The sequence below is a fragment of the uncultured Slackia sp. genome (assembly GCF_959608125.1).
In the GTDB taxonomy this organism is placed as follows: Bacteria; Actinomycetota; Coriobacteriia; order Coriobacteriales; family Eggerthellaceae; genus Slackia.
In genome coordinates, this window is sequence record NZ_CAUHPG010000009.1 from 50,273 (window position 1) to 73,507 (window position 23,235).

At 63.1% G+C, this 23,235-nt stretch carries 17 protein-coding genes; 12 read left to right on the forward strand and 5 right to left on the reverse strand.

Annotated elements, in window-relative coordinates; genetic code table 11:
- The first annotated feature begins 41 nt into the window (after window positions 1-41).
- The 10 genes from Q6E04_RS04335 to Q6E04_RS04380 all read left to right on the forward strand — a co-directional run bounded on the left by Q6E04_RS04335 (window position 42) and on the right by Q6E04_RS04380 (window position 12,273).
- Entirely contained in the window at window positions 42-1,274 is a 1,233-nt protein-coding gene (locus tag Q6E04_RS04335; protein WP_303249573.1) for an LCP family protein, read from the forward strand.
- Window positions 1,275-1,555: 281 nt separating this feature from the next.
- On the forward strand, window positions 1,556-3,106 hold the full coding sequence (locus tag Q6E04_RS04340; protein ID WP_303249574.1) for an LCP family protein: 1,551 nt from the start codon (window positions 1,556-1,558) through the stop codon (window positions 3,104-3,106).
- Between the two features lie 195 nt (window positions 3,107-3,301).
- A complete protein-coding gene (locus Q6E04_RS04345; protein ID WP_303249575.1) occupies window positions 3,302-3,829 on the forward strand; it encodes a spore coat protein SP96 in 528 nt (175 codons plus the stop codon).
- Window positions 3,830-4,055: 226 nt separating this feature from the next.
- Window positions 4,056-4,679 (forward strand): hypoxanthine phosphoribosyltransferase, encoded by a 624-nt coding sequence (gene hpt, locus Q6E04_RS04350; protein WP_303249576.1) that lies wholly within the window; start codon window positions 4,056-4,058, stop codon window positions 4,677-4,679.
- Window positions 4,680-4,972: 293 nt separating this feature from the next.
- Window positions 4,973-7,219: an ATP-dependent zinc metalloprotease FtsH gene (ftsH, locus tag Q6E04_RS04355; protein WP_303249601.1), complete on the forward strand. Its 2,247-nt coding sequence runs from the start codon at window positions 4,973-4,975 to the stop codon at window positions 7,217-7,219.
- Window positions 7,220-8,527 carry a dihydropteroate synthase gene (folP, locus tag Q6E04_RS04360; protein WP_303249577.1) on the forward strand — a complete coding sequence of 436 codons (1,308 nt, stop codon included), beginning with the start codon at window positions 7,220-7,222 and terminating at the stop codon, window positions 8,525-8,527.
- Window positions 8,517-9,071 (forward strand): biotin--[acetyl-CoA-carboxylase] ligase, encoded by a 555-nt coding sequence (locus Q6E04_RS04365; protein ID WP_303249578.1) that lies wholly within the window; start codon window positions 8,517-8,519, stop codon window positions 9,069-9,071. Before folP ends, Q6E04_RS04365 begins: the two co-directional genes overlap by 11 nt.
- Before the next feature lie 182 nt (window positions 9,072-9,253).
- The gene (locus Q6E04_RS04370; protein WP_303249602.1) at window positions 9,254-10,681 is read left to right on the forward strand and encodes an MATE family efflux transporter; all 1,428 of its coding nucleotides are present in this window, start codon (window positions 9,254-9,256) and stop codon (window positions 10,679-10,681) included.
- On the forward strand, window positions 10,674-11,513 hold the full coding sequence (locus Q6E04_RS04375; RefSeq protein ID WP_303249579.1) for an ABC transporter ATP-binding protein: 840 nt from the start codon (window positions 10,674-10,676) through the stop codon (window positions 11,511-11,513). Before Q6E04_RS04370 ends, Q6E04_RS04375 begins: the two co-directional genes overlap by 8 nt.
- Window positions 11,503-12,273: an ABC transporter permease gene (locus Q6E04_RS04380; protein WP_303249580.1), complete on the forward strand. Its 771-nt coding sequence runs from the start codon at window positions 11,503-11,505 to the stop codon at window positions 12,271-12,273. The genes Q6E04_RS04375 and Q6E04_RS04380 overlap by 11 nt, the downstream gene beginning before the upstream one ends.
- A 97-nt stretch (window positions 12,274-12,370) precedes the next feature.
- On the opposite strand, the gene Q6E04_RS04385 is transcribed toward Q6E04_RS04380, so the two are convergent.
- The 4 genes from Q6E04_RS04385 to Q6E04_RS04400 all read right to left on the reverse strand — a co-directional run bounded on the left by Q6E04_RS04385 (window position 12,371) and on the right by Q6E04_RS04400 (window position 16,333).
- Window positions 12,371-12,934, reverse strand: a complete 564-nt coding sequence (locus tag Q6E04_RS04385; protein WP_303249581.1) for a GNAT family N-acetyltransferase — start codon at window positions 12,932-12,934, stop codon at window positions 12,371-12,373.
- A 126-nt stretch (window positions 12,935-13,060) separates the two neighbouring features.
- Window positions 13,061-14,299 carry an MFS transporter gene (locus Q6E04_RS04390; RefSeq protein ID WP_303249582.1) on the reverse strand — a complete coding sequence of 413 codons (1,239 nt, stop codon included), beginning with the start codon at window positions 14,297-14,299 and terminating at the stop codon, window positions 13,061-13,063.
- 168 nt (window positions 14,300-14,467) lie between these two features.
- Window positions 14,468-15,505: a cell wall metabolism sensor histidine kinase WalK gene (locus Q6E04_RS04395; protein ID WP_303249583.1), complete on the reverse strand. Its 1,038-nt coding sequence runs from the start codon at window positions 15,503-15,505 to the stop codon at window positions 14,468-14,470.
- Between the two features lie 135 nt (window positions 15,506-15,640).
- Window positions 15,641-16,333, reverse strand: a complete 693-nt coding sequence (locus Q6E04_RS04400; RefSeq protein ID WP_303249584.1) for a response regulator transcription factor — start codon at window positions 16,331-16,333, stop codon at window positions 15,641-15,643.
- Between the two features lie 301 nt (window positions 16,334-16,634).
- Here Q6E04_RS04400 and Q6E04_RS04405 point away from each other — a divergent pair, with 301 nt between their 5' ends.
- Window positions 16,635-18,302: a formate--tetrahydrofolate ligase gene (locus tag Q6E04_RS04405; protein ID WP_303249585.1), complete on the forward strand. Its 1,668-nt coding sequence runs from the start codon at window positions 16,635-16,637 to the stop codon at window positions 18,300-18,302.
- A 320-nt stretch (window positions 18,303-18,622) separates the two neighbouring features.
- A complete protein-coding gene (locus Q6E04_RS04410) occupies window positions 18,623-19,240 on the forward strand; it encodes a cyclodeaminase/cyclohydrolase family protein (protein ID WP_303249586.1) in 618 nt (205 codons plus the stop codon).
- Window positions 19,241-19,365: 125 nt separating this feature from the next.
- On the opposite strand, the gene Q6E04_RS04415 is transcribed toward Q6E04_RS04410, so the two are convergent.
- Window positions 19,366-23,106: a phosphoribosylformylglycinamidine synthase gene (locus tag Q6E04_RS04415; protein ID WP_303249587.1), complete on the reverse strand. Its 3,741-nt coding sequence runs from the start codon at window positions 23,104-23,106 to the stop codon at window positions 19,366-19,368.
- Window positions 23,107-23,235 lie beyond the last annotated feature (129 nt).

The following is a 23,235-nucleotide window of genomic DNA, read 5'->3' on the forward strand; positions in this document are numbered from 1 at the left end:
TTTTTCTTTTCAAGCGCGGTGAATCGGGCATAATGCCTTGTATGAAAAATCGCAAGAAGAATACCCATAACAACGAAGAAGCCCCGCGGTCGAACGAGGGAGGCCTCCTCGCGCCCCAGGGGTTCGCCCCCACCGTTCCTGCCAAGGCGTCGGTACGCGCCTATTCCCGCGACGCCTATGTTTCGCGCAGGCCGAAGAAGCATCGTGGCGCAAAAATAGCGCTGGTCGTAGTGCTGGTGCTGCTGCTCGCGGTAGGCGGCGTCGCATTCGGCGGCGTGATGTATGTGAACTCCATTTCCGATAAACTGCATAAAAACGTCGACCAGAATCTCATGCAGGCCCTTTCCGTGGAGAAGGCTGCGCCTGGAGAGCCGTTCTACATGCTGGTGATGGGCGTCGATCGCTCCGAAGAGCGCGTGGCGGCGGGCGACATGGACACTTTCCGCAGCGACTCGATGATTCTTACGCGCGTCGATCCCCAGCAGAAAAACGTCTCCCTCGTGTCGATCGAGCGCGATACGTATGTTTCCATCGAAGGCTACGGGCCTGACAAGATCAACGCCTCGGCCGCTTTGGGCGGTTCGGCGCTCGTTGTCGACACCATTTCCAAATTCGCAGGCGTGCCTATCGATCATTACGTCGAAATAGATTTCGACGGCTTCAAGGCCGCGGTCGACGCGCTGGGCGGCATCGAGGTGGACGTCCCCATCACGATCGACGACGAGATGGCGGGCGGCCGCGTGGAGGCCGGGTTGCAGACGCTCAACGGCGACCAGGCGCTCATCTTGTGCCGCAGCCGCCATTCCTATGACGATTACGGAAGCGGCGACTATTACCGCATGGCCAACCAGCGTATGGTCATGGGAGCGATCGCCAAGAAGATCCTGTCGTCCGACGTGGTCACTATGGCTAACACCATCAATGCCATGGCCGACTACATCACTACCGATATGGACGTGCAGACCATTGTCGAGGTGGCCACCGAAATGCGCGGGATGAATGCCGACGAAGACATCTATTCGGCCATGAATCCCACCATTCCCACATACGTCAACGATGTTTGGTACGAATACTGCGATTTGGACGCATGGCGCATGATGATGGGGCGCGTCGATGCGGGATTGCCGCCTTATGCCGACGACCGTCGCAACCTCAACGACGGCGGCACGCTCGACGGCACGATCACGGGCATTCAGGAGCCGGGCGCCGAGGAGGCGACATCCGCCGACCCTGCGGCGGCGGGCGCCGGTCCCGATGCGACCGCGCTCTATTAGTCGTCTTCGACGACGGAGCGGCCCCCCCAGGCGGGGCCGCTTCTTTCGTTTCGGAGCTGATCGCGTGTCCTCTGCCGAGGCGTATTGCCTGGGTTCCTGATGTAGATTCGCCGCCCACGTCCTGCTCATTCGCTCGGCAAGATAGGATGACGCATATTCAAATGCGTCGGATGGGCGTTTTCGCGGCGGCCGGCATTTTCGGTGCTGCATCGCATTCGACGAACAGAGCCGCTGCGCCGCAAGGAACCGCGGCGTGTGCCGGATAGCAAGGAGACTTCCTTATGGCTTCTCGTAGACCGAGTTCTTACGATTCGTTTCCTACGGGCGACCCCTCGCAGCAGCCCCCCTCGTCATACCGCAACGGCGCGCCGCGTGCTCGCAACAGCCGCGACGTGTCGTCGTATTCACGCAGCTCGTATGCGCGCGGCAACGACGTTCCGCGTCAGGCTGCGGCGTCTTCGTCGTATTCGCGCCAATCGACGCAGGGCGAATATGCCCGTGCACGCGCGAAGAAGAAGCGCAAGAGTAAAGTTTTGGGCGTGGCGCTGGCAGTGCTCGCCGCATTGGTGATCGGCGCAGGCGCCGCGGCGCTCGCATATGTCGGCGTGCTCAACGGCAAGCTGACTGGCGATGTCGGTGCCGACCTTAAAGGCGTTCTGGCCGACGCGAAGGCTCCGACCGAGCCTTTCTACATTCTGCTGATGGGCGTCGATAAATCGCAGGAGCGCGCCGAAAGCGCCGAATACGAAGGCGATAATTTCCGCAGCGACTCGATGATTCTCGCGCGCGTCGACCCTAAAGACAAGAAGCTCACGCTCATCTCGATCGTGCGCGATACCTATGTGGACATCGAAGGATACGGCAAGAACAAGATCAATGCGGCGCATGCGCTCGGCGGCCCGGCTCTCACGGTGAAGACCGTTTCGAAGTTCGCAGGCGTTCCCATCTCGCATTATGCTGAAATCGACTTCGACGGCTTCAAAGCCGCGGTCGACGCATTGGGCGGTATCGACGTGAACGTCCCTGTCGAAATAGACGACGACATGGCCGGCGGCTACGTGCCCGCCGGCGAACAGACGCTCAACGGCGACCAGGCGCTCATTCTGTGCCGCGCCCGTCACGCTTACGATGAAATCGGCGCCGGCGACTTCTATCGCGCCGCGAATCAGCGCATGGTCATGGGAGCGGTGGCCAAGAAGCTGCTCGCGTCCGATGTCGGCACGATCGCCTCGACGGTCACTTCGCTGTGCGATTACATCGACACCGACATGAATGTGACCGATATCATCGCCGTCGCCTCTGCCATGCGCGGCATGGACACTTCTACCAATATTTACTCCAGCATGAATCCGACCATCTCGACGTACGAGAACGGCGTTTGGTACGAGTACAGCAATAACGAGGCCTGGAAGGCCATGATGAAGCGTGTCGACGCGGGCGAGACGCCGACGGTCGATGCGGCCGATTCTGCAAACGACGGCGGCGTCATCGACGGTTCGATTAGCGGAGAATACGTCGCGCAAAGCGTTTTGAGCGGCGGAGGCTCGGAGTCGTTGGCCGACGTGGAAATCGAGGTGCGCAATGGCAGCGGCGTCGGAGGCGTGGCGGCCGACGCGTCGAGCGTGCTTACCAATAGCGGCTACAACGTGACGACCGTCGGCGATGCCGAATCGTATAACTATGCCACTACGCTCGTCGTGTACGATGCCGACGGCAACGAAGAAACCGCCCAGGCGATCGCGAAGGCGATCGGCGGTGCGAAAGTCATTCGCAATGACGGAACGTACAGCGTCGACGGCACCTATCTCGTCGTCGTGGGTTCGGATTACTAGGCCGCGCCCGCCGCATTCGAAAGCGACGCCATGCGGCGGCCGCACCTGCGAAGAGGTGCGGCCGCCGTTCTACGTTATAGGGCGTATTCTTCGTAATCGTCGTGCCGGATTGCTGTTGCGCAAGCGTTACCAGGTGCGATGCGATGACGGCGGGTATAATGGGCGAAACGTCAACCTCTTCGAATCGAGGACGAAATGAGCGATACGATCAATCCTTCGGGCGCACCGCAGACTCCCGGCGGTCCGTCTGCGAACAACCAGGTTCCGCCCGCTTCCGCGCCTGCGGCCCCCGTGCCTCCCGCGCCTCAGCCTGTGCAGGCGCCCCCCGCCGACTTCGATCCTTCGGCTTATCCGCCGCCTGCGGGCGCCGTGCCTCCGACGGGGCAGATGCCTCCGACGGGTCACGTTCCACCGATGGGCCAGATGCCCCCGTTCCAGGGGCAGCCTGAAATGCCGCAGAACATTCCCGGCATGCCGCTGTTCCACCTTACGGGCGGCATGAAGTTCGGCTGGGCCGCTCTTGGCTTGCTTATGGGTCCCGTGGCCATCCTGATCGCGTGGCTGACGAATGCGCATAATTTTCCCGAGGCGAAAAACGCCGCCGTGAAATTCGCGCTGTTCGGCTTTTTGGCCCAGCTGCTCATGGGCGTCGCCCTTGCGGCTCTCGTGGGATGCGCCACATGCACGGCCATGACGGGCATGGCGGGTTACTGCTACTATTAAGCTGTAAACATAGCCGGGCGCTTGCGTTTGGCGAAACGGCCTCGAGGACGCGTCCGAATATCGGGCGCGTCTGCCTATATCGGGGCGGAGGCGGCGCGCGCCGCATCGGGGCCGTTCGAACGGGCGGCAATCGTGTTTTTCAGGGGCGCGTTGCCGTCTCGTTGAGCGGCCGTTCGCTCGGAGTGTTAAACTGCATCCCCGATACGCGAATCGAAGAAGGGCCATTATGACCGAGCAGAACATCGTTCTCGCCGCCGGCGAACGCGACCGCTATTTCGGCGACGACGACATCAAGGAAATCCTTTATATGCAGGAAGAGCTGAGCCGCCGCGTGCGCCAGATCGGCCGTAGCATCACCGAAGATTATCGCGACCTCGCCGCCGAGCGTATGAGCGACGGTGCTCCGGCCCTGGTCGTCATCAGCGTCTTGCGCGGGGCCGCGATTTATATGAGCGACCTGGTGCGCGAAATCGACCTTCCCTTGGAGATGGACTATATGGCCGTCTCTTCGTACGGGTCCGGAACGAAAAGCTCGGGCGTCGTGCGCATCCTGAAGGACCTTTCGTCGCAGATCGAAGGCCGCCATGTGATCATCGCCGAAGATATCCTGGATTCCGGCCTGACGTTGAAGTACCTGATGGGCGTGCTCGAATCGCGCAATCCCGCTTCGATCGAAATCGCGACGCTGCTGCGCAAGCGCACCGACCGTCAGGTCGACATCGATTGCAGGTACGTCGGTTTCGAGTGCCCCGACGAGTTCATCGTCGGTTACGGCCTCGATTACGCCGAAAACTACCGCAACCTTCCCTATATCGGCATTCTGAAACCTGAGATTTATCAAGGAAAGTAATGAGCGACACTTCCAAAACTAACGATCGCCCGATCGAGGAGCCTCAGGCGCCTGCGCCCGAGGTCTCGCCTGAGCCTGCGCCTGAGCTGCAGGTTCAGGAGCCCGTTGCCTCCCCTCGCTCCGGCGATGCCCCCAAAGCGCCCGAGGCTCCTGAAGCCCCGGCGGCTCCGAAGGCCCCGAAGACGCCTGCGGGCGAAGAGCCTCGCGGCTTCCGTCTGCCGTACGCCCCGAAGGCGCCTCGCGGATCCGACCCGTCGGCCTACGAGGTCGACCCCAAGACCGGCAAGCCGGCCATGCCTAAGCCGCCGCAGCGCATCAGCGTTATTTCGGCCATCCTGCTTCTGCTGGTCGCATTCTTCGTCGGCAGCCAGATGCTCAGCATGATGAATGCGAAGGAAACCGATGCGCTCATCACGTCCGAGTTCGTGCAGGCCGTCGAGCAGGACCGCGTGGTCGATGTGGTCTACGATGCCGGCGAGTACACCGTCACGGGCACGTATTACCCTGCCGCCACTGCGGGATCCACTGCAGGCGACGCCTATAATTCCGCGTTCGAAGCCCTCGACGCCAAGGCCGAATCGGTCATCGGAACCGGCGCTCCGCAGGTTTCGACCACCGAAATCGACGAGCAGACGATCGGCACCGAGCGCAAATACACCTCCACCTACGTGGGGCAGGATTCGCTCATGCAGCTGCTCTCCGAGCACCCCGATATCCAGTATCAGGTGAAGCTGCCCGATTCGTTCTTCCAGGCGCTCATCAGCCTGCTGCCCATGCTGCTGCTGGCCGGCCTTATGATCTTCTTCTTCGTTCAGATGAACAAGGCCAATAATTCTCAGATGTCGTTCGGCAAGGCGAAGGCGAAGAAGACGTCCGAAGAGCGCCCTGACGTGCGTTTCGACGATGTGGCGGGCGAGGACGAAGCCGTCGAAGAGCTGCAGGAAATCAAGGACTTCCTGGTCAACCCCGAGAAGTATCGCACGCTCGGCGCCAAGATCCCGCGCGGCTGCCTGCTGGTCGGCCCTCCGGGCACCGGTAAGACGCTGCTTGCTCGTGCTGTCGCGGGCGAGGCGAACGTTCCGTTCTTCAGCATTTCCGGCTCCGAGTTCGTCGAGATGTTCGTCGGCGTCGGCGCAAGCCGCGTGCGCAGCCTGTTCGAGCAGGCCAAGGAGTCGGCCCCGTCGATCATTTTCATCGACGAGATCGACGCCGTGGGCCGTCAGCGCGGAACAGGCCTGGGCGGCGGCCATGACGAGCGCGAGCAGACGCTCAACCAGCTGCTCGTCGAGATGGACGGCTTCGAGAAAAACGACGCCGTCGTGCTGATCGCCGCCACCAACCGCGTCGACGTGCTCGACCCGGCGCTGCTGCGCCCCGGCCGCTTCGACCGTCAGATCGTAGTGGACGCGCCCGACGTGCGCGGTCGCGAGAAGATCTTGGAGGTGCATGCCAAGAACAAGCCGATCGGTCCCGATGTCGATCTGCCTCGCATCGCGAAGCTCACGAGCGGCATGACCGGCGCCGACCTCATGAACCTCATGAACGAAGCCGCCCTGCTGACCGCGCGCCGCAACAAGCCCCAGATCGGCATGGCCGAGGTGAACGAGTCCATGGAGCGCCTTATGGCGGGCCCCGAACGCAAGAATCGCGTGATGAACGAGAAGACGCGCCGTATCATCGCCTACCATGAGTCGGGTCATGCTCTTGTCGGGCACTTGCTGCCTAACGCCGATCCCGTGCATAAGATCACGATCGTGCCGCGCGGTATGGCTCTCGGCTATACGATGTCTATTCCTGACGAAGACAAGTTCCTCGTCAGCCGCAACGAAATGTACGACGATCTTGCCGTGTTCATGGGCGGACGCGTCGCGGAGGAAATCTTCTGCGGCGATATCACCACGGGCGCGAGCAACGACCTCGAGCGCGCCACCAAGCAGGCTCGCAAGATGGTCACGAGCTACGGCATGTCCGACGCTTTGGGCCAGCAGACTTTCGGCCAGCCCAATCACGAGGTGTTCTTGGGCCGCGACATGGGCAACACGCAGGACTATTCTCCTGAGACCGCCCAGCGTATCGACGAGGAAGTCGCTCGCCTGATGAAGCAGGCGCATGACCTGGCGTACATGATCTTGTCCGAACGCCAGGAGCAGATGCATCTGATGGCCAGCGTTCTGCTCGAGCGCGAGACGGTCGACGGCGAGGCTTGCGAAGCCCTGCTCAATAACGAGTGGGATGTCTATCTCGAGCGCGAGAAGGAGGCCAAGAAGGCCGACACGCGGGCCAAGGCGAAAGCCCTGCTCGTAGCGCCTTCCACGATGCCCGCATCGGGCGACGTGGTGATCAGCGGCGATTTGCCGAAAGACCCCGCCGGCGCCGACGATGCGTCGCGCGACATGGTGTCGTTCGACAATCCCACTGCGGCTTCGCGCCAACGCGAAGCGGTTTCGTTCACCGATCCGGCGGCTTGCGACATTCCGATGCCGGCCGCTGGCCATGAAACGACGGATGACTTTTCTAAGGAAAGGAAGGACCACAGCTAAATGATGTGGAACTGCTCTTCATACCGTTTCGATTCGAGGATGCCCGTTGTTATGGGCATCCTTAACGTTACGCCCGATTCTTTCTCCGACGGAGGAATGCATAACGGATACGAGGCCGCCTTGGCCCACGCTCGCGCCATGGTCGACGCTGGCGCTCGAATCATCGACGTGGGCGGCGAATCCACCCGTCCCGGCGCCGCTGCCGTGTCGATCGAAGAGGAACTCGCACGTACCGTCGACGTCGTGCGCGCGCTTGCCGCCGATGGCATCTGCGTGAGCATCGACACGCGCCACGCCGAAGTGGCCCGCGCGTGCGTCGAAGCCGGCGCGGCGATCATCAACGACGTGTCGGGTTTCCGCGATTCCGCCATGGTGGAGGTTGCCGCCTCGTGCGATGCCGGCTGCGTGGTCATGCACATGAAGGGCGAGCCTGCCACCATGCAGGACAACCCGGTCTATGACGACGTGGTGGCCGAGGTTCGCGATTACCTTTCTGGCCAGGCGGCCATGCTCGAGGCGGCAGGCGTAGCGCCTGAGCGCATCTGCATCGATCCCGGTCCGGGCTTCGGCAAGACTCCGTCGCAGACCATGGAGCTCATGAGGAACTTCCACGAGTTCTCGCGTCTGGGGTATCCCACCATGTGCGCCGTGTCGCGCAAGCGCTATATCGGCGAGGCTTACGGCATCCCCGATGCCTTGCAGCGTGACGAGGCGTCGGCGACCGAGGCTCTTATGGCTTGCGAGCTCGGCGCTTCGGTGGTGCGTGCCCACAATGTGGAAGCCACCGTGAAAGCTCTCGCGGACCTGCGTCCGTACGTGCTGATCGCGCTCGGATCCAACGTCGCGCTCGTGGCGAATCCCGGCGAAGAGACCGAGGGCAAGATCGCCAATCTGCAGCAGGCGATCACGGGCCTGTGCTCTATTCCCGATACGCAGATCATCGATATCTCGAGCTTCTACGAAAGCGAGCCCGCCTATTACGAGGACCAGGATGCCTTCGTCAATGCGGTGCTTCTGGCCCGCACCGGCGTGCCGCCCAAGGAGCTTCTGCGCTATCTGCATGCGACCGAGAACAGCCTCGGCCGTGTCCGCGAGATAGAGAACGGACCGCGCACGCTCGATCTGGACATCGTGGATTATCAGATGTACGTTGGCGAAAGCGACGAGCTGACGCTGCCGCATCCGCGCGCGACGGAGCGCGACTTCGTCGTGAAGCCGCTTCTCGAGATTCTGCCGAATCACGTGCTCGCCGACGGAACGCCTGTGACTCTCGACAAAGCTGTCTATGGTGAGGCCCATGCGATTTAGCATCACCACGAAAGACATCACGGGTTCGACCAATGACGATGTATGGGCGCTTGCCGCAGAGGGGGCTCCTGCCGGCACCGTCGTGGCGGCGCGTTGTCAGCGTTCGGGCCGCGGTCAGTGGGGACGTGTGTGGATGAGCCCGGAAGGCGGCCTGTACTTTTCGGTGCTTATGCGCCCGGGCACGCCGGAGCGTACCTGGCCTGCGTACAGCAGGGCCCTGGCCGAGGCCGTAGCTGCGGTGCTGCGCGAAGAATGCGGCGTCGGCTCCGACGTCATCCGCGTGAAAGCGCCCAACGACGTGGTGTGCGACGAAGGAAAGCTCTGCGGCATCTCGCTGGAATCGCGCAACGGCGCGATCGTGGTGGGTGTCGGAGTGAACGTGTTCCATTCCGCGCGTCCTATCGTGACCGACGGTCGCAACGAGCCCGCCTATGTGTGCGACATCGCCTCCGACTACATCGCCCCGTCGGTTCGTGCCCTGGACGATTTGCTGGAGCGTCTGTTGGCATCCTTTGCGGTTGTTATGGAGGGTCCGCTCGAATAGATGCGCATCGTCTCGTATCGACGTTACAATAAATTGTTTGCGTCGAATACACGAAGGCAAAAAGGCGGTCTGAGCATATGAAACACGAAATTGAAGAGATTCGCGATGCGTCCGATGGGGAAATCGAACCCTCCTCGGGCGCATCGGTGCATCATGCCTCGAATCGGGATGGGGCGGACGCGATGAGCGATCGCGTGAGCAGGATGGGTACGGCCAGCATTCCCAAGCTTGCCGTCGAGTTCGCCGTGCCCGCTATTCTAGGCATGGTCGTCAACGGCGCCTACAATCTGATCGACTCGGTGTTCTTGGGTCATGGAGCAGGCGAGATAGGCTTGTCGGCAATTACCGTGGCTTCTCCTACCATGACGATTTTCCTGGCTTTGGCCATGTTGATCGGCGCCGGCGGCAATGCGTTGTGCGCGCTGCGCCTCGGCGAGGGCAAGCACGAAGAAGCCGAGCACATCCTAGGCAACACGGCTATGATGGCCGTGCTGGTCAGTGTGGTGCTGGCCGTGCTGGCACACATTCCCTTCGTAGTCGAACCTGTTCTCTCCCTGTCTTCGGCGACCGAAACAGTGCGCCCCTATGCACGCGAATTCATCCAGATTATCAGCCTGGGCTGCGTTTTCCAGATCGTCGGCATGGGCTTGAACAACTTCATCCGTACTGCGGGCGCGCCGAACCGCGCGCTGGTCACCATGCTGATCGGCGCTATCGGCTGCACGGTGTTCAACGCCATTTTCGTTTTGTGGTGGGGCTGGGGAGTCGCCGGCAGCGCGTGGGCCACGGTATGCGGCCAGGCTATCAGCTGCGCGACGGTCATCTGGTATTTCACCAAGACTCCGGGCGTTCCGCTGCGCCTGCGTCGCTGCTATTTTCCGATCAAGGCCAAATTGGCCCGCGGCATCTTGGCTTTGGGCGCGGCATCGTTCGCCGTTCAGGCCGCCGGCGCCGTGGTGAACTTCTTCATCAACTTCATGCTGGTGAAATACGGCTCGCTCGACCCCATCGGCGCCGATAACGCGCTGGCGTCCGTCGGCGTGGTGCAGCGCATCGGTATGTTCGTCATCCTGCCGCTCATCGGCGTTTCGGTGGCTATCCAGCCGCTTCTCGGCTTTAATTACGGCGCCAAGCTTTGGGACCGCGTGAAGACCACGCTTAAGGTGGGTTCGGTGGGCGCCACTGTCATGGGAACCCTCATGTGGGTTGCCATCATGGTGTTCGCGCCTCAGATCGTAGGCTTTTTCGGCATCAAAGAACAGACGCTCGTCGATTTCACGGCGTTCGCGCTGCGCGTCGATTTGATCTTCCTTCCGCTGATCGGCTTCCAGATCGTGGGCGCCAATTACTTCCAGGCTACCGGCCAGCCTGCGAAAAGCATCATTCTTTCGCTCACGCGTCAGATTCTGTTCTTGATTCCCCTCTTGTTCGTATTGCCTGAAACGCTGCCGATGATCGCGCCGATGCTCGATTCGCTCGATGCCGTGTACTTCGCGGTGCCTCTGGCCGATTTCCTCGCCGTGTTCACCGTGCTGATCTTCGTAGGCATGGAGGTGCGATCTCTCAATAGCCGCTCCGCCGCGGCGAAGGGGGCGAAGGCGCGTGCGTAAGCAGGATGTTCCTGGTTCGGCCCGCGTGCCGAAACTCGAGTTACGCGCGGTGCGTCAGCGCTATCGCGGCACGCGCGGCGAAACGTTGGCCCTTGACCGCATGGACCTTGTCGTTGCCGCAGGGGAGTCGGTCGCGGTATTGGGTCCGTCGGGTTGCGGCAAGTCGACGAGCCTTTTGGCAGCATGCGGCCTGCAGCGTCCGACCGAGGGCGAAGCGCTTGTCGACGGCGTTCCCCTCGCTGGTCCGCGCCTTGAAACGGCCCTCATCTTGCAGGATTTCGGCCTGATGCCGTGGAAGACGGTTGAGCAGAATGCCGCGCTCGGTCTGCAGGTGCGCAAGATGCCCAAGAAGGAGCGCATGGAGCGTGCCCACGCGGCGCTGTGCCAGGTAGGGCTCGACGAATTCGCCAAAGCGTATCCGTCCGAGTTGTCGGGCGGCATGCGGCAGCGTTTGGCCATGGCCCGCGCCCTGGCGTGCGACATCGACTTGCTTTTGATGGACGAACCGCTTTCGGCGCTCGACGCGCTTTTGCGCGAAGAGATGCAGAACATGCTGAAGCGCTGCTGGCGCGAAGAGGGCTACGCCCAGGTGCTCGTGACGCATTCGATTGAAGAAGCCGTCTTCTTGGGCCAGCGCATCGTTGTGATGACGCCGCGCCCCGGCAGGGTGGCGAAGGTGGTCGACAACGCCGAGATGCTTGCCGACGACTGGCGTGACACGCCGCTGTTCTTCGAGCGATGCCGCCTGCTGCGCGACGTGCTACGCTCCGAGTCGCCATCCGGCCGGGCCGTCGAGGGCGAAGCGGAGAAAGGAGCGCGCCATGATGCGTAACGGCCTTGTTCGCAAAATCGGGGGATACCTGTTCGCGATCGCGTTCATCCTGGCGGGCTGGCAGTTGACGGCCGTCGCCGTGGGCAACCCCGTGCTCCCTGGGCCTTTCGAAGCCATTCCTATGGTGGGAACGTATTTCTCCGACCTGTGGCCTGCGCTTCTCGTGAGCTTGTACCGCGTGGTCGCAGCCATGACGATCGGCACCGTGCTCGCCATTCCGCTGGGTTTGATATGCGGGCGCTCTCCGCGTATCGACGCGGTGTTCGCCCCGGTGCTGTATTTCCTCTATCCGCTGCCGAAGGTGGTGCTGCTACCTGTGTTGGTGGTGCTCATGGGCCTCGCCGATGCGCCGAAGATCGTCCTGATCGCGTTGACCGTCTTTTTCCAAGTGCTCGTCACCGTGCGCGACGCCGCGCAAAGCGTGCCCGAGGAAAGCGTGATGTCCATGCGTTCGCTCGGCTCAGGCCGTTGGGACATCTACCGTCACGTGATCGTGCCGGCAACGCTGCCCGAGCTGTTCACTGCGCTGCGTATTTCGAGCGGCACCGCGGTGGCGATCCTGTTCTTCGCCGAAAGCCTCGCGGGTTCGACCGGCTTGGGTTATTTTATCGTCGATGCGTGGGCGTTGCTCGCGTATCCGAAGATGTTCGCGGGCATCATCGCCATGGCGTTTCTCGGTGTGGTGCTTTACGAGCTGTTCGACCTGGCCGATCGTCGTCTCACGCGTTGGAAGGCGCGCGGCGCCCGTTCGGGCCTGTAGGGCCGACGTATCGTCCGGCTATCGCCGTATGAAAAAAGCGCTCCGTTCGATGACGGAGCGCTTTCGCGTTTTTCGGGGTTTGCCGAGGTCGGGCGTCCTAGTGCTTCTTCGCTTCTCGCAGTTCGCTCATAGGACGGATCATAGTATGGGTAAGGCCGAAGGCCAGCCTATCGATCGCTACGGCATAGCGAACGGGGTTTTCGGGCTTTTCGCCGCAAATGAGGATTTCGAACAGGTCGCCGTCTTTGAAGCCGTATCCGGTCGGTTTGAAGCCGTTATCCAGATAGAACTTGCGGCGCGCTTCGCGCTGCTTGGCGTTGTCGGCGTTGCGCTTGCGCGATTCGATATCGAGCGCGACGGGCATTCCGGGATGGCTCTGCTTCAGAAGTTCGAGGATCTGTCCGCCGTAGCCGCGGCCTCGAAGTTCGGGATCGACGGCCAGGTAGTAGATGTAGACCAGGTCGTCGGTGACGACTTGGCAGGAGAAGCCGCAGAACGTTCCTTCATCGCTGTAGGACACGATTTCCATGCCGTTCATGCCGGCGCGCAGCCTGAGCGCCCAGAAGGGGATGCGCTGCTCGACGGGGAATGCCGCTTCGTAGAGCTTCTTGACGCGACGCGTCGTCGCTCCGAAAAGGGAAACGTGTTTTGCTTCAAGCATGTGGTCGTACTCCTTGCGTATCGTATCGGTTGCGGTCGTGCGATTCGCCGCGCGAAGAAGAAGCGGGTCGCTGCGCATCGTCTTCGCGCGGCGAATCGGAGAGGCTTTCGGACGGGCGTTCCGAAGCTAGGTACGGTGCGGTCTCTTTTTTGTCGCCGCGATGCGCGCGGCCAATGCCGCCGCCAGGATGAGCGAGGCCAGCGAGCACAAGGCCGGCAGCGAAAACGCCGCATCGAACCCCGCCCCTTCGACGGCGACCCCTGCGAAAAAAGCCCCTGCGGAAACGCCGACGCTCGTGGCGGTATTGAGCCACGAAAACATCTCCGCTTGGCGCTCTTCCGGTGCGAGCGAGCCGCTGATCTGGTAATACAGGTTGTCGCACGGGGCGCCCGCCATGCCGATGGCAAACATGACCAGGCACATGGCGGAAAACCCGTCGGCTACGGGCGTTAGAAGCGTCACGGCGAAAAACACCGCTGCGAACACCGGCAGCTGCTTGTGCACGGCAAGGGTGCGCGACGATGGTTGCAGCCGGTTGAAGAGCACGACTCCCGCTGCGGCGCCAACGGACCAGGCCGAAATGGCCGCGGATCCCAGGATCGCAGCCCCCTGGTCGGAATAAAACAGGGGGATGAGCGCCTCCATCCATCCCGAATAGCACATCTTGCCCAAGCATACCAGCAGGAGGAGCGCTACGGCCAGCGTGAGCAGGGCGGGGCGAGGCAGCGGCGCGGCCGAATCCTTGCGGTTCAGCGTGCGTTTTCTATTGCGTTGCGCATGGTTTTTCACCGGCTCGAGCGACGCCAGCACGAGCGACCCCGCCGTGCAGCCTACGGTGGCGGCTATCAGGCCCCATTCGGGTGCGCCGAATGCGATGAAGACGCTTGCCAGAAGCGGACCCATCACGTAGAGCAGGTCGACTACCAGCACTTCGAAGTTGTAGGCGGTCGATATCAGGCCGATGTCGAGCATCACAGGCCACAGGGATCGCGTCACGCCGGCAACGGGCGGCGTGAGTGCGCCTGCTGCGAACGAGCATGCCGCCACCAATACGGGGTGGACGTTTGCCTCGACGGCGCCGACCAGGCCGATGATCGAAGCCAGTTCGGCCACGCCCAGCACGCGCAAGGCCGTCGGACCGTGACCACGGTCAACCATGCGGCCGAATATCGGACCGAAGCACGCCATACCCGCAGTGAAGGCCGCGGTGGCGACGCCCGATACGGCGGCGCCGTAGTGCATGCTGACGAATAGCACCAGAATCAGGGTGACCACTCCCATAGGAAGGCGGGCGAGGGTCATGGAGACGACGATGCTTGGGACGTGATGTGTGGAAAGAAAGGCCCGATAGCCCGTTTCGCGCATGGCCGCTCCTTCTGTCGCTCTGGTCTTCGCGTTTCGCCGAGCCATTATAAAAGCGTCGAGAGGATTCGATCATCCCTGTCTCTAAGGTATTTCGCGTCTAAACGGGCGATGTCGCCTATGTCGCGCTTGCGTCGCCCTCATTCCGTCCCGACGGCGGCGCAGATGCATCTAGCGCATGTGTTCGTGAATGCTGGGAAGCGCCACGATGAACGCCGCGCCGCCTTCTGCGCGATTGAAGGCTTCGATGGTGCCGTCGTGCGCGTCTATGATGCTTTTCGCGATGGCCAGGCCCAATCCCGTACCGCCGGTATTGCGCGCGCGCGAGTTGTCGCCTCGGTAGAAACGCGTGAACAAAAGCTTCGGGTCGACGTTGCCGAAGCCGGGGCCGTCGTCGAGCACGCTGATGACCGAGCGGTCGGCAAGGCCTTCGAGCCTGACGACGATGTGGCCGTCTTCGCCGATGAAGCGGGCCGCATTGGCGACCAGGTTGTAGATGACCTGCTGCAGGCGGTCGGGGATGCCCAGCACGTCGGGCGCTTCGCCTGTTACCTCGAGCGAGCCGCCACGCTCTTCGATGAGCGGACCGAGCGCATCGGCGACGTCTTCGGCTATCGCGTGCAGGTTGACGCGCTGCATCATGACCTGGTCGGTGCCTTCTTCGATGTGCTGCAGGGTCAAAAGCTCGTTCGCCATGCGTGAGAGGCGCTCCGATTCGCTGATGATGGTGTGGCAGAAGCGTTCGCGCAGCTCCTGCGGCATATCGGGGTCCATGAGGGTTTCGGCGTTGCCTCGGATGGCGGTCAGCGGAGTGCGCAGCTCGTGGGCCACGTCGCTGATGAAGCGGGTCTGGCGTTTCTGCTGCACGGCCAGGTCGCTCATCTTGGTCTTGGTCTGCTCGCTCAACGCGATGAAATCGTCGGCCAGCATATCCGCTTCGTAGAGCTTGCCGTCGGGTTCGATAGTGACGCGCGTATCGCCTTCGAGCACGGCTTTCGCCTTGCGGTGCAGGCTTGAGAGCGGGTCCGCCATGTAATGGCCGATCACCAGGCTCAGGACGAAGGTGAACGTGCATCCCATGAAGATGCACCAGGCCAGAAAAGCGGGGTGGTCGAACCCGACGAACGCGATGATGAAAAGCATCGCCAGGGAGGACGCCATGGCGAAGATGGCCGTCAGTACTGAAAAGTATGTTTGGAGTCGTTTCAAGGGAGACGTTCCTCGGTCGTGCATTTGAATCGTGCGGCCATATCCCGTCCGATACGACGGGATATGGCCGCGGGTCGATCTTCGGTTTCGTGCGCGCAAAAGACGAAGCGCCCATGGCGGGCGCTTCCGTCGAAATTACGCGCGCAGGCGGTAGCCGTAGCCGCGGACCGTCTCGATGATGCCGGGGTCGAAGCCTGCGGCGGATATCTTGTCGCGCAGTCGTTTGATGTGGGTGTCGACGGTTTTCGTCTCGGTGATGTATTCCCAGCCCCAGGCTTCGCGCAGCAAGTCTTCGCGCGTAACCACCTTGCCGGCGTCCTTCATGAGGGCGGCAAGAAGCTCGAATTCGCGCGGGGTGAGGTCGATCGGGCCGTTTTCGCCTTCGGCGATGTGGCGGTCTTCGTCGAGGGTGATGCCCGCTGCGGTGAGCGCGCCTGAATCGGCTGCGGCGTCGATGGAGCCGCGGCGCAGCAGGGCGCGTACACGGGCGATCAGCTCGCGTACGCCAAAGGGTTTGGCCAGGTAATCGTCGCCGCCGATTTCCAGACCGACCACTTTGTCGAGCTCGGTGTCGCGCGCGGAGAGGAACAGGACGGGCGCGCTCGTGCGTGCGCGCAGGCGGCGGCACAGCTCGTAGCCGTCCATGCCGGGAAGCATGATGTCGAGCACGAAAAGGTCGTAATGCTTGCGCGTGGCCGCTTCGAGGCCTGCTTCGCCGTTCGAGGCGACGTCTACTTTGAAGCCTTCTTTCATGAGGCTGTAGGAAACGAAGTCGGTGATGGACTGTTCGTCGTCGACGACCAGGATGGATTCTGCTTCTTCGTTCACGGTCGTTCCTTTCGTCGAATGCGCCCGGATGCTTTGTCGCGCATGCGGGACGCCGATGCCTTCCGCATCGATTCGGTGGGGTTCATCATATCACGCATGAGAATAGACGCCGCGCTGTAGCCGAAGAGTTGCCTTCGCGTTGCGTGGGCGTTGCCGTTTCGCCCTCATGCCGTTCGCCGGCATCCGGGATGCCGGTTCTGGAGAGGATAGGGGCGTTCGTCAATACTTGGGCGCCCCACGCATCCGGGCGGTTAGAATGGCGGTATCTCAAATCCATCGAGCAGGAAAGGAAGGGCCCGACGTGTTGACCGACATTGAAATCGCCCAGTCCGTCACTCCCGAGCACATCGCCGCTATCGCCGAACGTGCCGGAGTTCCCGAGAAGTACCTTGAGCTTTACGGAAGCCATAAGGCGAAAGTCGATTACAACCTGCTGCTCGATGAGCCGCATACGCCCGGCAAGCTCGTTTTGGTGACCGCCATCAATCCCACGCCCGCAGGCGAGGGCAAGACCACCACGACGGTCGGCCTGGCCGACGGCATGCGCAAGATCGGCAAGAACGTCGTCGTGGCGCTGCGCGAGCCTTCGCTCGGCCCGGTGTTCGGCATCAAGGGCGGCGCCGCGGGCGGCGGCTATGCCCAGGTCGTTCCCATGGAAGACATCAACCTGCACTTCACGGGCGACTTCCATGCGATCGGCGCGGCGAACAACCTGCTGGCCGCTATGATCGATAATCATATCCATCAGGGCAACGCGCTCGGTTTCGACGTGCGCCGCATCACCTGGAAACGCGTCGTCGACATGAACGACCGCCAGCTGCGCAATATCGTGTGCGGCATCGGCGGCAAGGTGTGCGGCGTGCCGCGCGAGGACGGCTTCGACATCACCGTCGCCTCCGAAATCATGGCCATCTTCTGCCTGGCCACCAGCATCACCGACCTCAAGGAGCGCCTGGCCCGCATCGTCGTCGGCTACACGCGCGACGACCAGCCCATTACCGCCGGCCAGCTCAACGCCCAGGGCGCTATGTGCGCGCTGCTCAAGGACGCTCTCAAGCCCAACCTGGTGCAGACGCTCGAAGGCACGCCCGCGTTCGTGCACGGCGGCCCCTTCGCCAACATCGCCCACGGATGCAACTCCATCATGGCCACCAACATGGCCATGGCGCTGGGCGATTACTGCATCACCGAGGCGGGTTTCGGCGCCGATCTGGGCGCCGAGAAGTTCCTCGACATCAAGTGCCGTCTGGCGGGTCTGAAGCCCGACGCGGTGGTCGTGGTCGCCACGGTGCGCGCCCTTAAGAACCACGGCGGCGTTCCCAAGGCCGAGCTCAACGAGGAGAACCTCGAGGCGCTCGAGGCCGGCCTGCCCAACCTGCTGCAGCATGTCGAGAATATCACCAAGGTCTACAAGCTTCCCTGCGTCGTGGCCATCAACGCCTTCCCGACCGACACCAAGGCCGAGCTCGACCTGGTCGAAGCCAAGTGCAAGGAACTCGGCGTGAACGTCGCTTTGTCCGAGGTGTGGGCCAAGGGCGGCGAGGGCGGCAAGGCCCTGGCCGAAGAAGTGGTTCGTCTGTGCGAAGAGCCCAACGAGTTCGAGTTCTGCTACGAGGACGAGGCCGGCCTGGCCGAGAAGATCGAAGCCATCGCCAAGCGCATCTACCACGCCGACGGCGTCGACTTCACGCCCGCCGCGAAGAAGGAAATCAGGCAGCTCGAGGACCTGGGCTTCGGCGCTATGCCCGTCTGCATGGCGAAGACCCAATACAGCTTCTCCGACGACCAGACCAAGCTGGGCGCTCCGCGCGGCTTCCGCATCACGGTGCGCAACGTCAAGGTTTCCGCTGGCGCCGGCTTCGTGGTGGCGCTCACGGGCAACATCATGACCATGCCCGGTCTGCCCAAGAAGCCCGCGGCCGAAAACATCGACGTGGACGAGACCGGCCGCATCACGGGTCTGTTCTAAGATTCGATGCGCGACGCCTGTGCGGAAATGCTCAGGTACGGCGTAGTACACGGCACGAAGATCGTGCGCAAGGGGCCCGCTACGGCGAGCCCCTTGTTTTTTGGAAAGCGTCCTGTCGGGTCGGAATAGCGCGACTTTGTCGCGAAAGCGCGCGCAATGCGTGCGTAGCCGTTATTGACATGGGGAAACGTAAAAAGCGGAACCTCTCTCGACGCGCAGGCCGGGCGTTTTCGCCTGGTTTGGCATCCGATATCGAGAAGGCGGCCTGAGGCGCATGGATTCGTCGGAACCGATCGGTTCCGGAACAGAAGGAGAGAGAAATGGTCGATACGACGTTCACTGACGCGCTTGCCAGCAAGGCTCCTACGCCGGGCGGCGGCGGGGCATCGGCGATGGCGGGTGCGCTTGCCGCCGCACTCGGATCGATGGTGGCCCATCTGACCATCGGCAAGAAGAAATTCCTCGACCGCGATGCGGAACTGAAGGAGGCCCTGGCCGATTTCGATGCCTGCCGCGCCGAGCTGCTGGCGTTGATCGACGCCGACGCCGAGGCGTTCGCCGCATTGGCGGCAACGTGGAAGATGCCCAAGGAAACCGAAGAAGAGCAGGCCGCCCGTCACGATGCGGAACAGCGCGCGTTGGGCGCGGCATGCGACGTTCCCCTGCGCATCATGCGCACGTGTGCCCGCGTGGTTGAAATCGACGCCTATATGGCGCATAACGGGTCGCATCTCGCGCTTTCGGATGCGGGCGCGGCCGCGGTGCTCGCGAAGGCGGCGCTCGAGGCGGCTTCGCTCAACGTGTATATCAACACGAGCCTGATGGATGATGAGGCCGCGGCGCGCGCGTTGGAGGAAGAATCCGATGCTCTGATCGCCGATGCCGGCCGCGCTGCAGACGAGGTCGCGGCGTTCGTCCGAGCGCAGATCAGACGCTAGGCCGCCGCGCTTCGGGCGCGTCGGCTTCCTTGACAGGTTCTTTATACAGAAAAGGCCTGCGACATCGATATGTCGCAGGCCTTCGTCGTTTCAGGGGCGCGCGTGCGGTACGCGCTGCGTGCGTGCTACTCGGTGAAGTAGCTCACGCCGCCCTCGATGAGGGGCTGGAACGTGTCGCCGGGAACGTTCTTGTACAGGCCGTAGCCGTTGCGCTCGGTGTGGCCCATCTTGCCCAGGACGCGGCCGTCCGGGCTGGTGATGCCTTCGATGGCCATGATGGAACCGTTGGGGTTCACGCTCAGGTCCATGGAGGGCATGCCGGCCTCGTCGACGTACTGCGTGGCGATCTGGCCGTTCTTGGCAAGCTCGGCCGCAAGTTCGGGGCTTGCGACGAAGCGGCCTTCGCCGTGGCTGATGGCCACGGTGTGCACGTCGCCCACTTCGCACTTGCTGAACCAAGGCGAAAGGTTGGACGCGACGCGGGTGCGCACGAGGCGGCTCTGGTGACGGCCGATCTCGTTGAAGGTCAGCGTGGGGCAGCCGGCATCCATCGGGCGAATATCGCCGTAGGGGACCAGGCCCAGCTTCACGAGGGCCTGGAAGCCGTTGCAGATGCCCAGCATCAGGCCGTCGCGGTTCTGCAGCAGGTCGCGCACGGCCTCGGTGACCTCGGGGGCGCGGAAGAACGCGGTGATGAACTTCGCGGAGCCGTCGGGCTCGTCGCCGCCGGAGAAGCCGCCGGGCAGCATGACGATCTGGCTGTTGCGAATGGCTTCGACCAGCGCCTTGGTGCTTTCGGCGACCGCGGCGGGGGTGAGGTTGTTGATCACGAGCGTCTGCGCCACGGCGCCGGCGCGCTCGAAGGCGTGCGCGGTGTCGAACTCGCAGTTCGTGCCGGGGAACACCGGAATGATCACGCGCGGCTTGGCGATGGCGCCGCAGTAGGTCAGGGGCAGGGCGTCGGTGTAGCTGACGGCCTCGACCTTCGGAGCGGCTGCGCGCTCGTCCTCGGTGCTGCGGTACGGGAAGACGCCCTCGATGCCGCTCTCCCAGACTTCCTGGAGCTCGGCCATGTCGAGGGTCTCGCCTGCGGCGACGAACGCGTATTCCTCGGTGGTGCGGCCGATTTCCATGACGGAAAGCAGATCGCCGTCCTCGGGAAGCTCGGCGTCGTCGGCAAGCTCGACGATGAAGGCGCCGTAGTTCAGGTCGAACAGGGAATCGGCTGCGAGGTTCTCATCGAGCTCGATGCCGATGCCGTTGCCGACGCACATCTTGAACAGCGCCTCGGCGAGACCGCCGAAGCCGGGCGTGGAAATGGCGAGCGCCTTGCCCTCGTCGACGAGGCTTTCGACCACATCGACGGCGTCGAGGAAGCCCTCGGCCTCGGGCATGGCGGTGCCCTGCTTGTATGCGGGCTCGATCAGCACGACGCGGCTGCCTGCCTTCTTGAACTCGGGCGAGGTGACGCGGTCGACGTGGCCCACGGCGGTCGCGAAGCTGACCAGCGTGGGAGGAACGTCGAGATTCTCGAAGCTGCCGGACATGGAGTCCTTGCCGCCGATGGCGCCCACGCCCAGTTCGACCTGGGCCTTCAGCGCGCCCAGAACGGCCGCTGCGGGCTTGCCCCAGCGCTGCGCTTCGTCGCGCAGGCGCTCGAAGTATTCCTGGAAGGTGAGGTAGGCGTTCTCGCGCTCGAAGCCGGCGGCCACGAGCTTCGCCACGCTCTCGACGACGGCCACGTAGGCGCCCTCGAACTGGTTGGCGGAGGACAGGTAGGGGTTGAAGCCCCAGGCCATGCCCGAGCACGTGGTGGTCTCGCCGTCGACGGGCAGCTTGGCCGCCATGGCCATGGCGGGGGTGAGCTGGTTCTTGCCGCCGAAGGGCATGAGCACGGTGGCTGCGCCGATGGTGGAGTCGAAGCGCTCGGAAAGGCCCTTGTTAGAGCACACGTTCAGATCGCCCACCAGGCCGCGCATGCGCTCGGCCAGGGTGTCGCCCTTCCATTCGGGCACGTAGCTGCCGCCCTTTTCGATGTGGACGTCCTGGTGCTTGGGCGCGCCGTTGGACGCCAGGAAGTCGCGGCTGATGTCCACGATATCGTCGCCGTTCCAGTTCATGCGCACGCGCGCTTCCTCGGTGACCTCGGCGATCGGGGTGGCTTCGAGGTTCTCCTCATGGGCCAGCTCGATGAACTTCTCGACGTCTTCGGCGGCCAGGGCCACGGCCATGCGCTCCTGGCTCTCGGAGATGGCCAGCTCGGTGCCGTCCAGGCCGTCGTACTTCTTGGGGATGCGGTTGAGGTCGATGGACAGGCCGTCGGCCAGCTCGCCCACGGCGACGGACACGCCGCCCGCGCCGAAGTCGTTGCAGCGCTTGATCATTTCACAGGCGTCCTTGCGGCGGAACAGGCGCTGGATCTTGCGCTCGACGGGAGCGTTGCCCTTCTGCACCTCGGCGCCGCAGGTCTCGATGCTGTCCAGGTTGTGGGCCTTGGAAGACCCCGTCGCGCCGCCGATGCCGTCGCGGCCGGTGCGGCCGCCCAGCAGGACCACCACGTCGCCCGGAGCGGGGGTCTCGCGGCGCACGTGGTCGGCCGGGGTGGCGCCCACGACAGCGCCGATTTCCATGCGCTTGGCGGCGTAGCCCGGATGGTACAGCTCGTTGACCTGGCCCGTTGCGAGGCCGATCTGGTTGCCGTACGAGGAATAGCCCGCAGCGGCGGTGGTGACCAGCTTACGCTGGGGAAGCTTGCCCTCGAGGGTTTCGGACACGGGGACCGTGGGGTCGGCCGCGCCGGTCAGGCGCATGGCCTGATAGACGTAGCTGCGGCCCGACAAGGGGTCGCGGATCGCGCCGCCCACGCAGGTGGCCGCGCCGCCGAAGGGCTCGATTTCCGTGGGGTGGTTGTGCGTCTCGTTCTTGAACAGATAGAGCCAGTCCTGCTCCTCGCCGTTCACGTCGCACTTGATCTTGACGGTGCAGGCGTTGATTTCCTCGGACTCGTCGAGGTTTTTCAGGATGCCCTTGGACTTGAGCCATTTCGCGCCGATGGTGCCCATGTCCATAAGGCAGACGGGCTTCTCGTCGCGGCCGAGCTCGTGGCGCATGGCCAGATACTGCTCGAAGGCGGCCTTCACGGCCTCGTCGTCGATCCGTACGTTCTCGAGCACGGTGCCGAACGTGGTGTGGCGGCAGTGGTCGGACCAGTACGTGTCGATCATCTTGATTTCGGTGATGGTGGGGTCGCGCTGCTCGTCTTCGGCGAAGTATTTCTGGCAGAAGGCGATGTCGGCCTCGTCCATGGCCAGGCCGCGTTCGGCGATGAACGCGGCAAGGCCTGCCTCGTCGAGCTCGCGGAAGCCGTCGATGACCTCGACGGCGCCGGGGGTGGGCTGGGCCATCTTCAGCGTGTCGCGCGCGTCGAGCGACGCCTCGCGGGCCTCGATGGGGTTGATGACGTAGTGCTTGATGGCGTCGACGTCGGATGCGGACAGCTCGCCTTCCAGCATGTACACCTTGGCGCTTGCGACCTCGGGGCGCTCGCCCTGGCTGATCAGCTGGATGCATTCGCTGGCCGATGCCGCGCGCTGGTCGAACTGGCCGGGCAGAGGCTCCACGGCAAAGATCACGGCGCCGTCCTCGACGGGCAGCTCGGCAAAAGCGTCGTCAGATTGGGGCTCGCTGAACACGGTGGGTACGCACTGCTGGAACAGCTCGTCGCTGGCGCCCTCCACGTCGTAGCGGTTGATGAGACGGATGCCCTTCAGGCCGTCGATGCCGAGGGTGCCGCGCAGCTCGTGCAAAAGCTGCTGCGCCTCGACGTCGAAGCCGGGCTTCTTCTCAACATAGATGCGAGAAACCATGGGTTTCCTACCTTCCCGGGAGTCTTGGTAGAAGTCGGTCGGTTGCGTTATCCCGCGCGCTCCGATCGGCCGATCGGGGACGTCGAAGGGTGAAAACGCGTATCAAACCTATCATAAAGCCTACGGCCG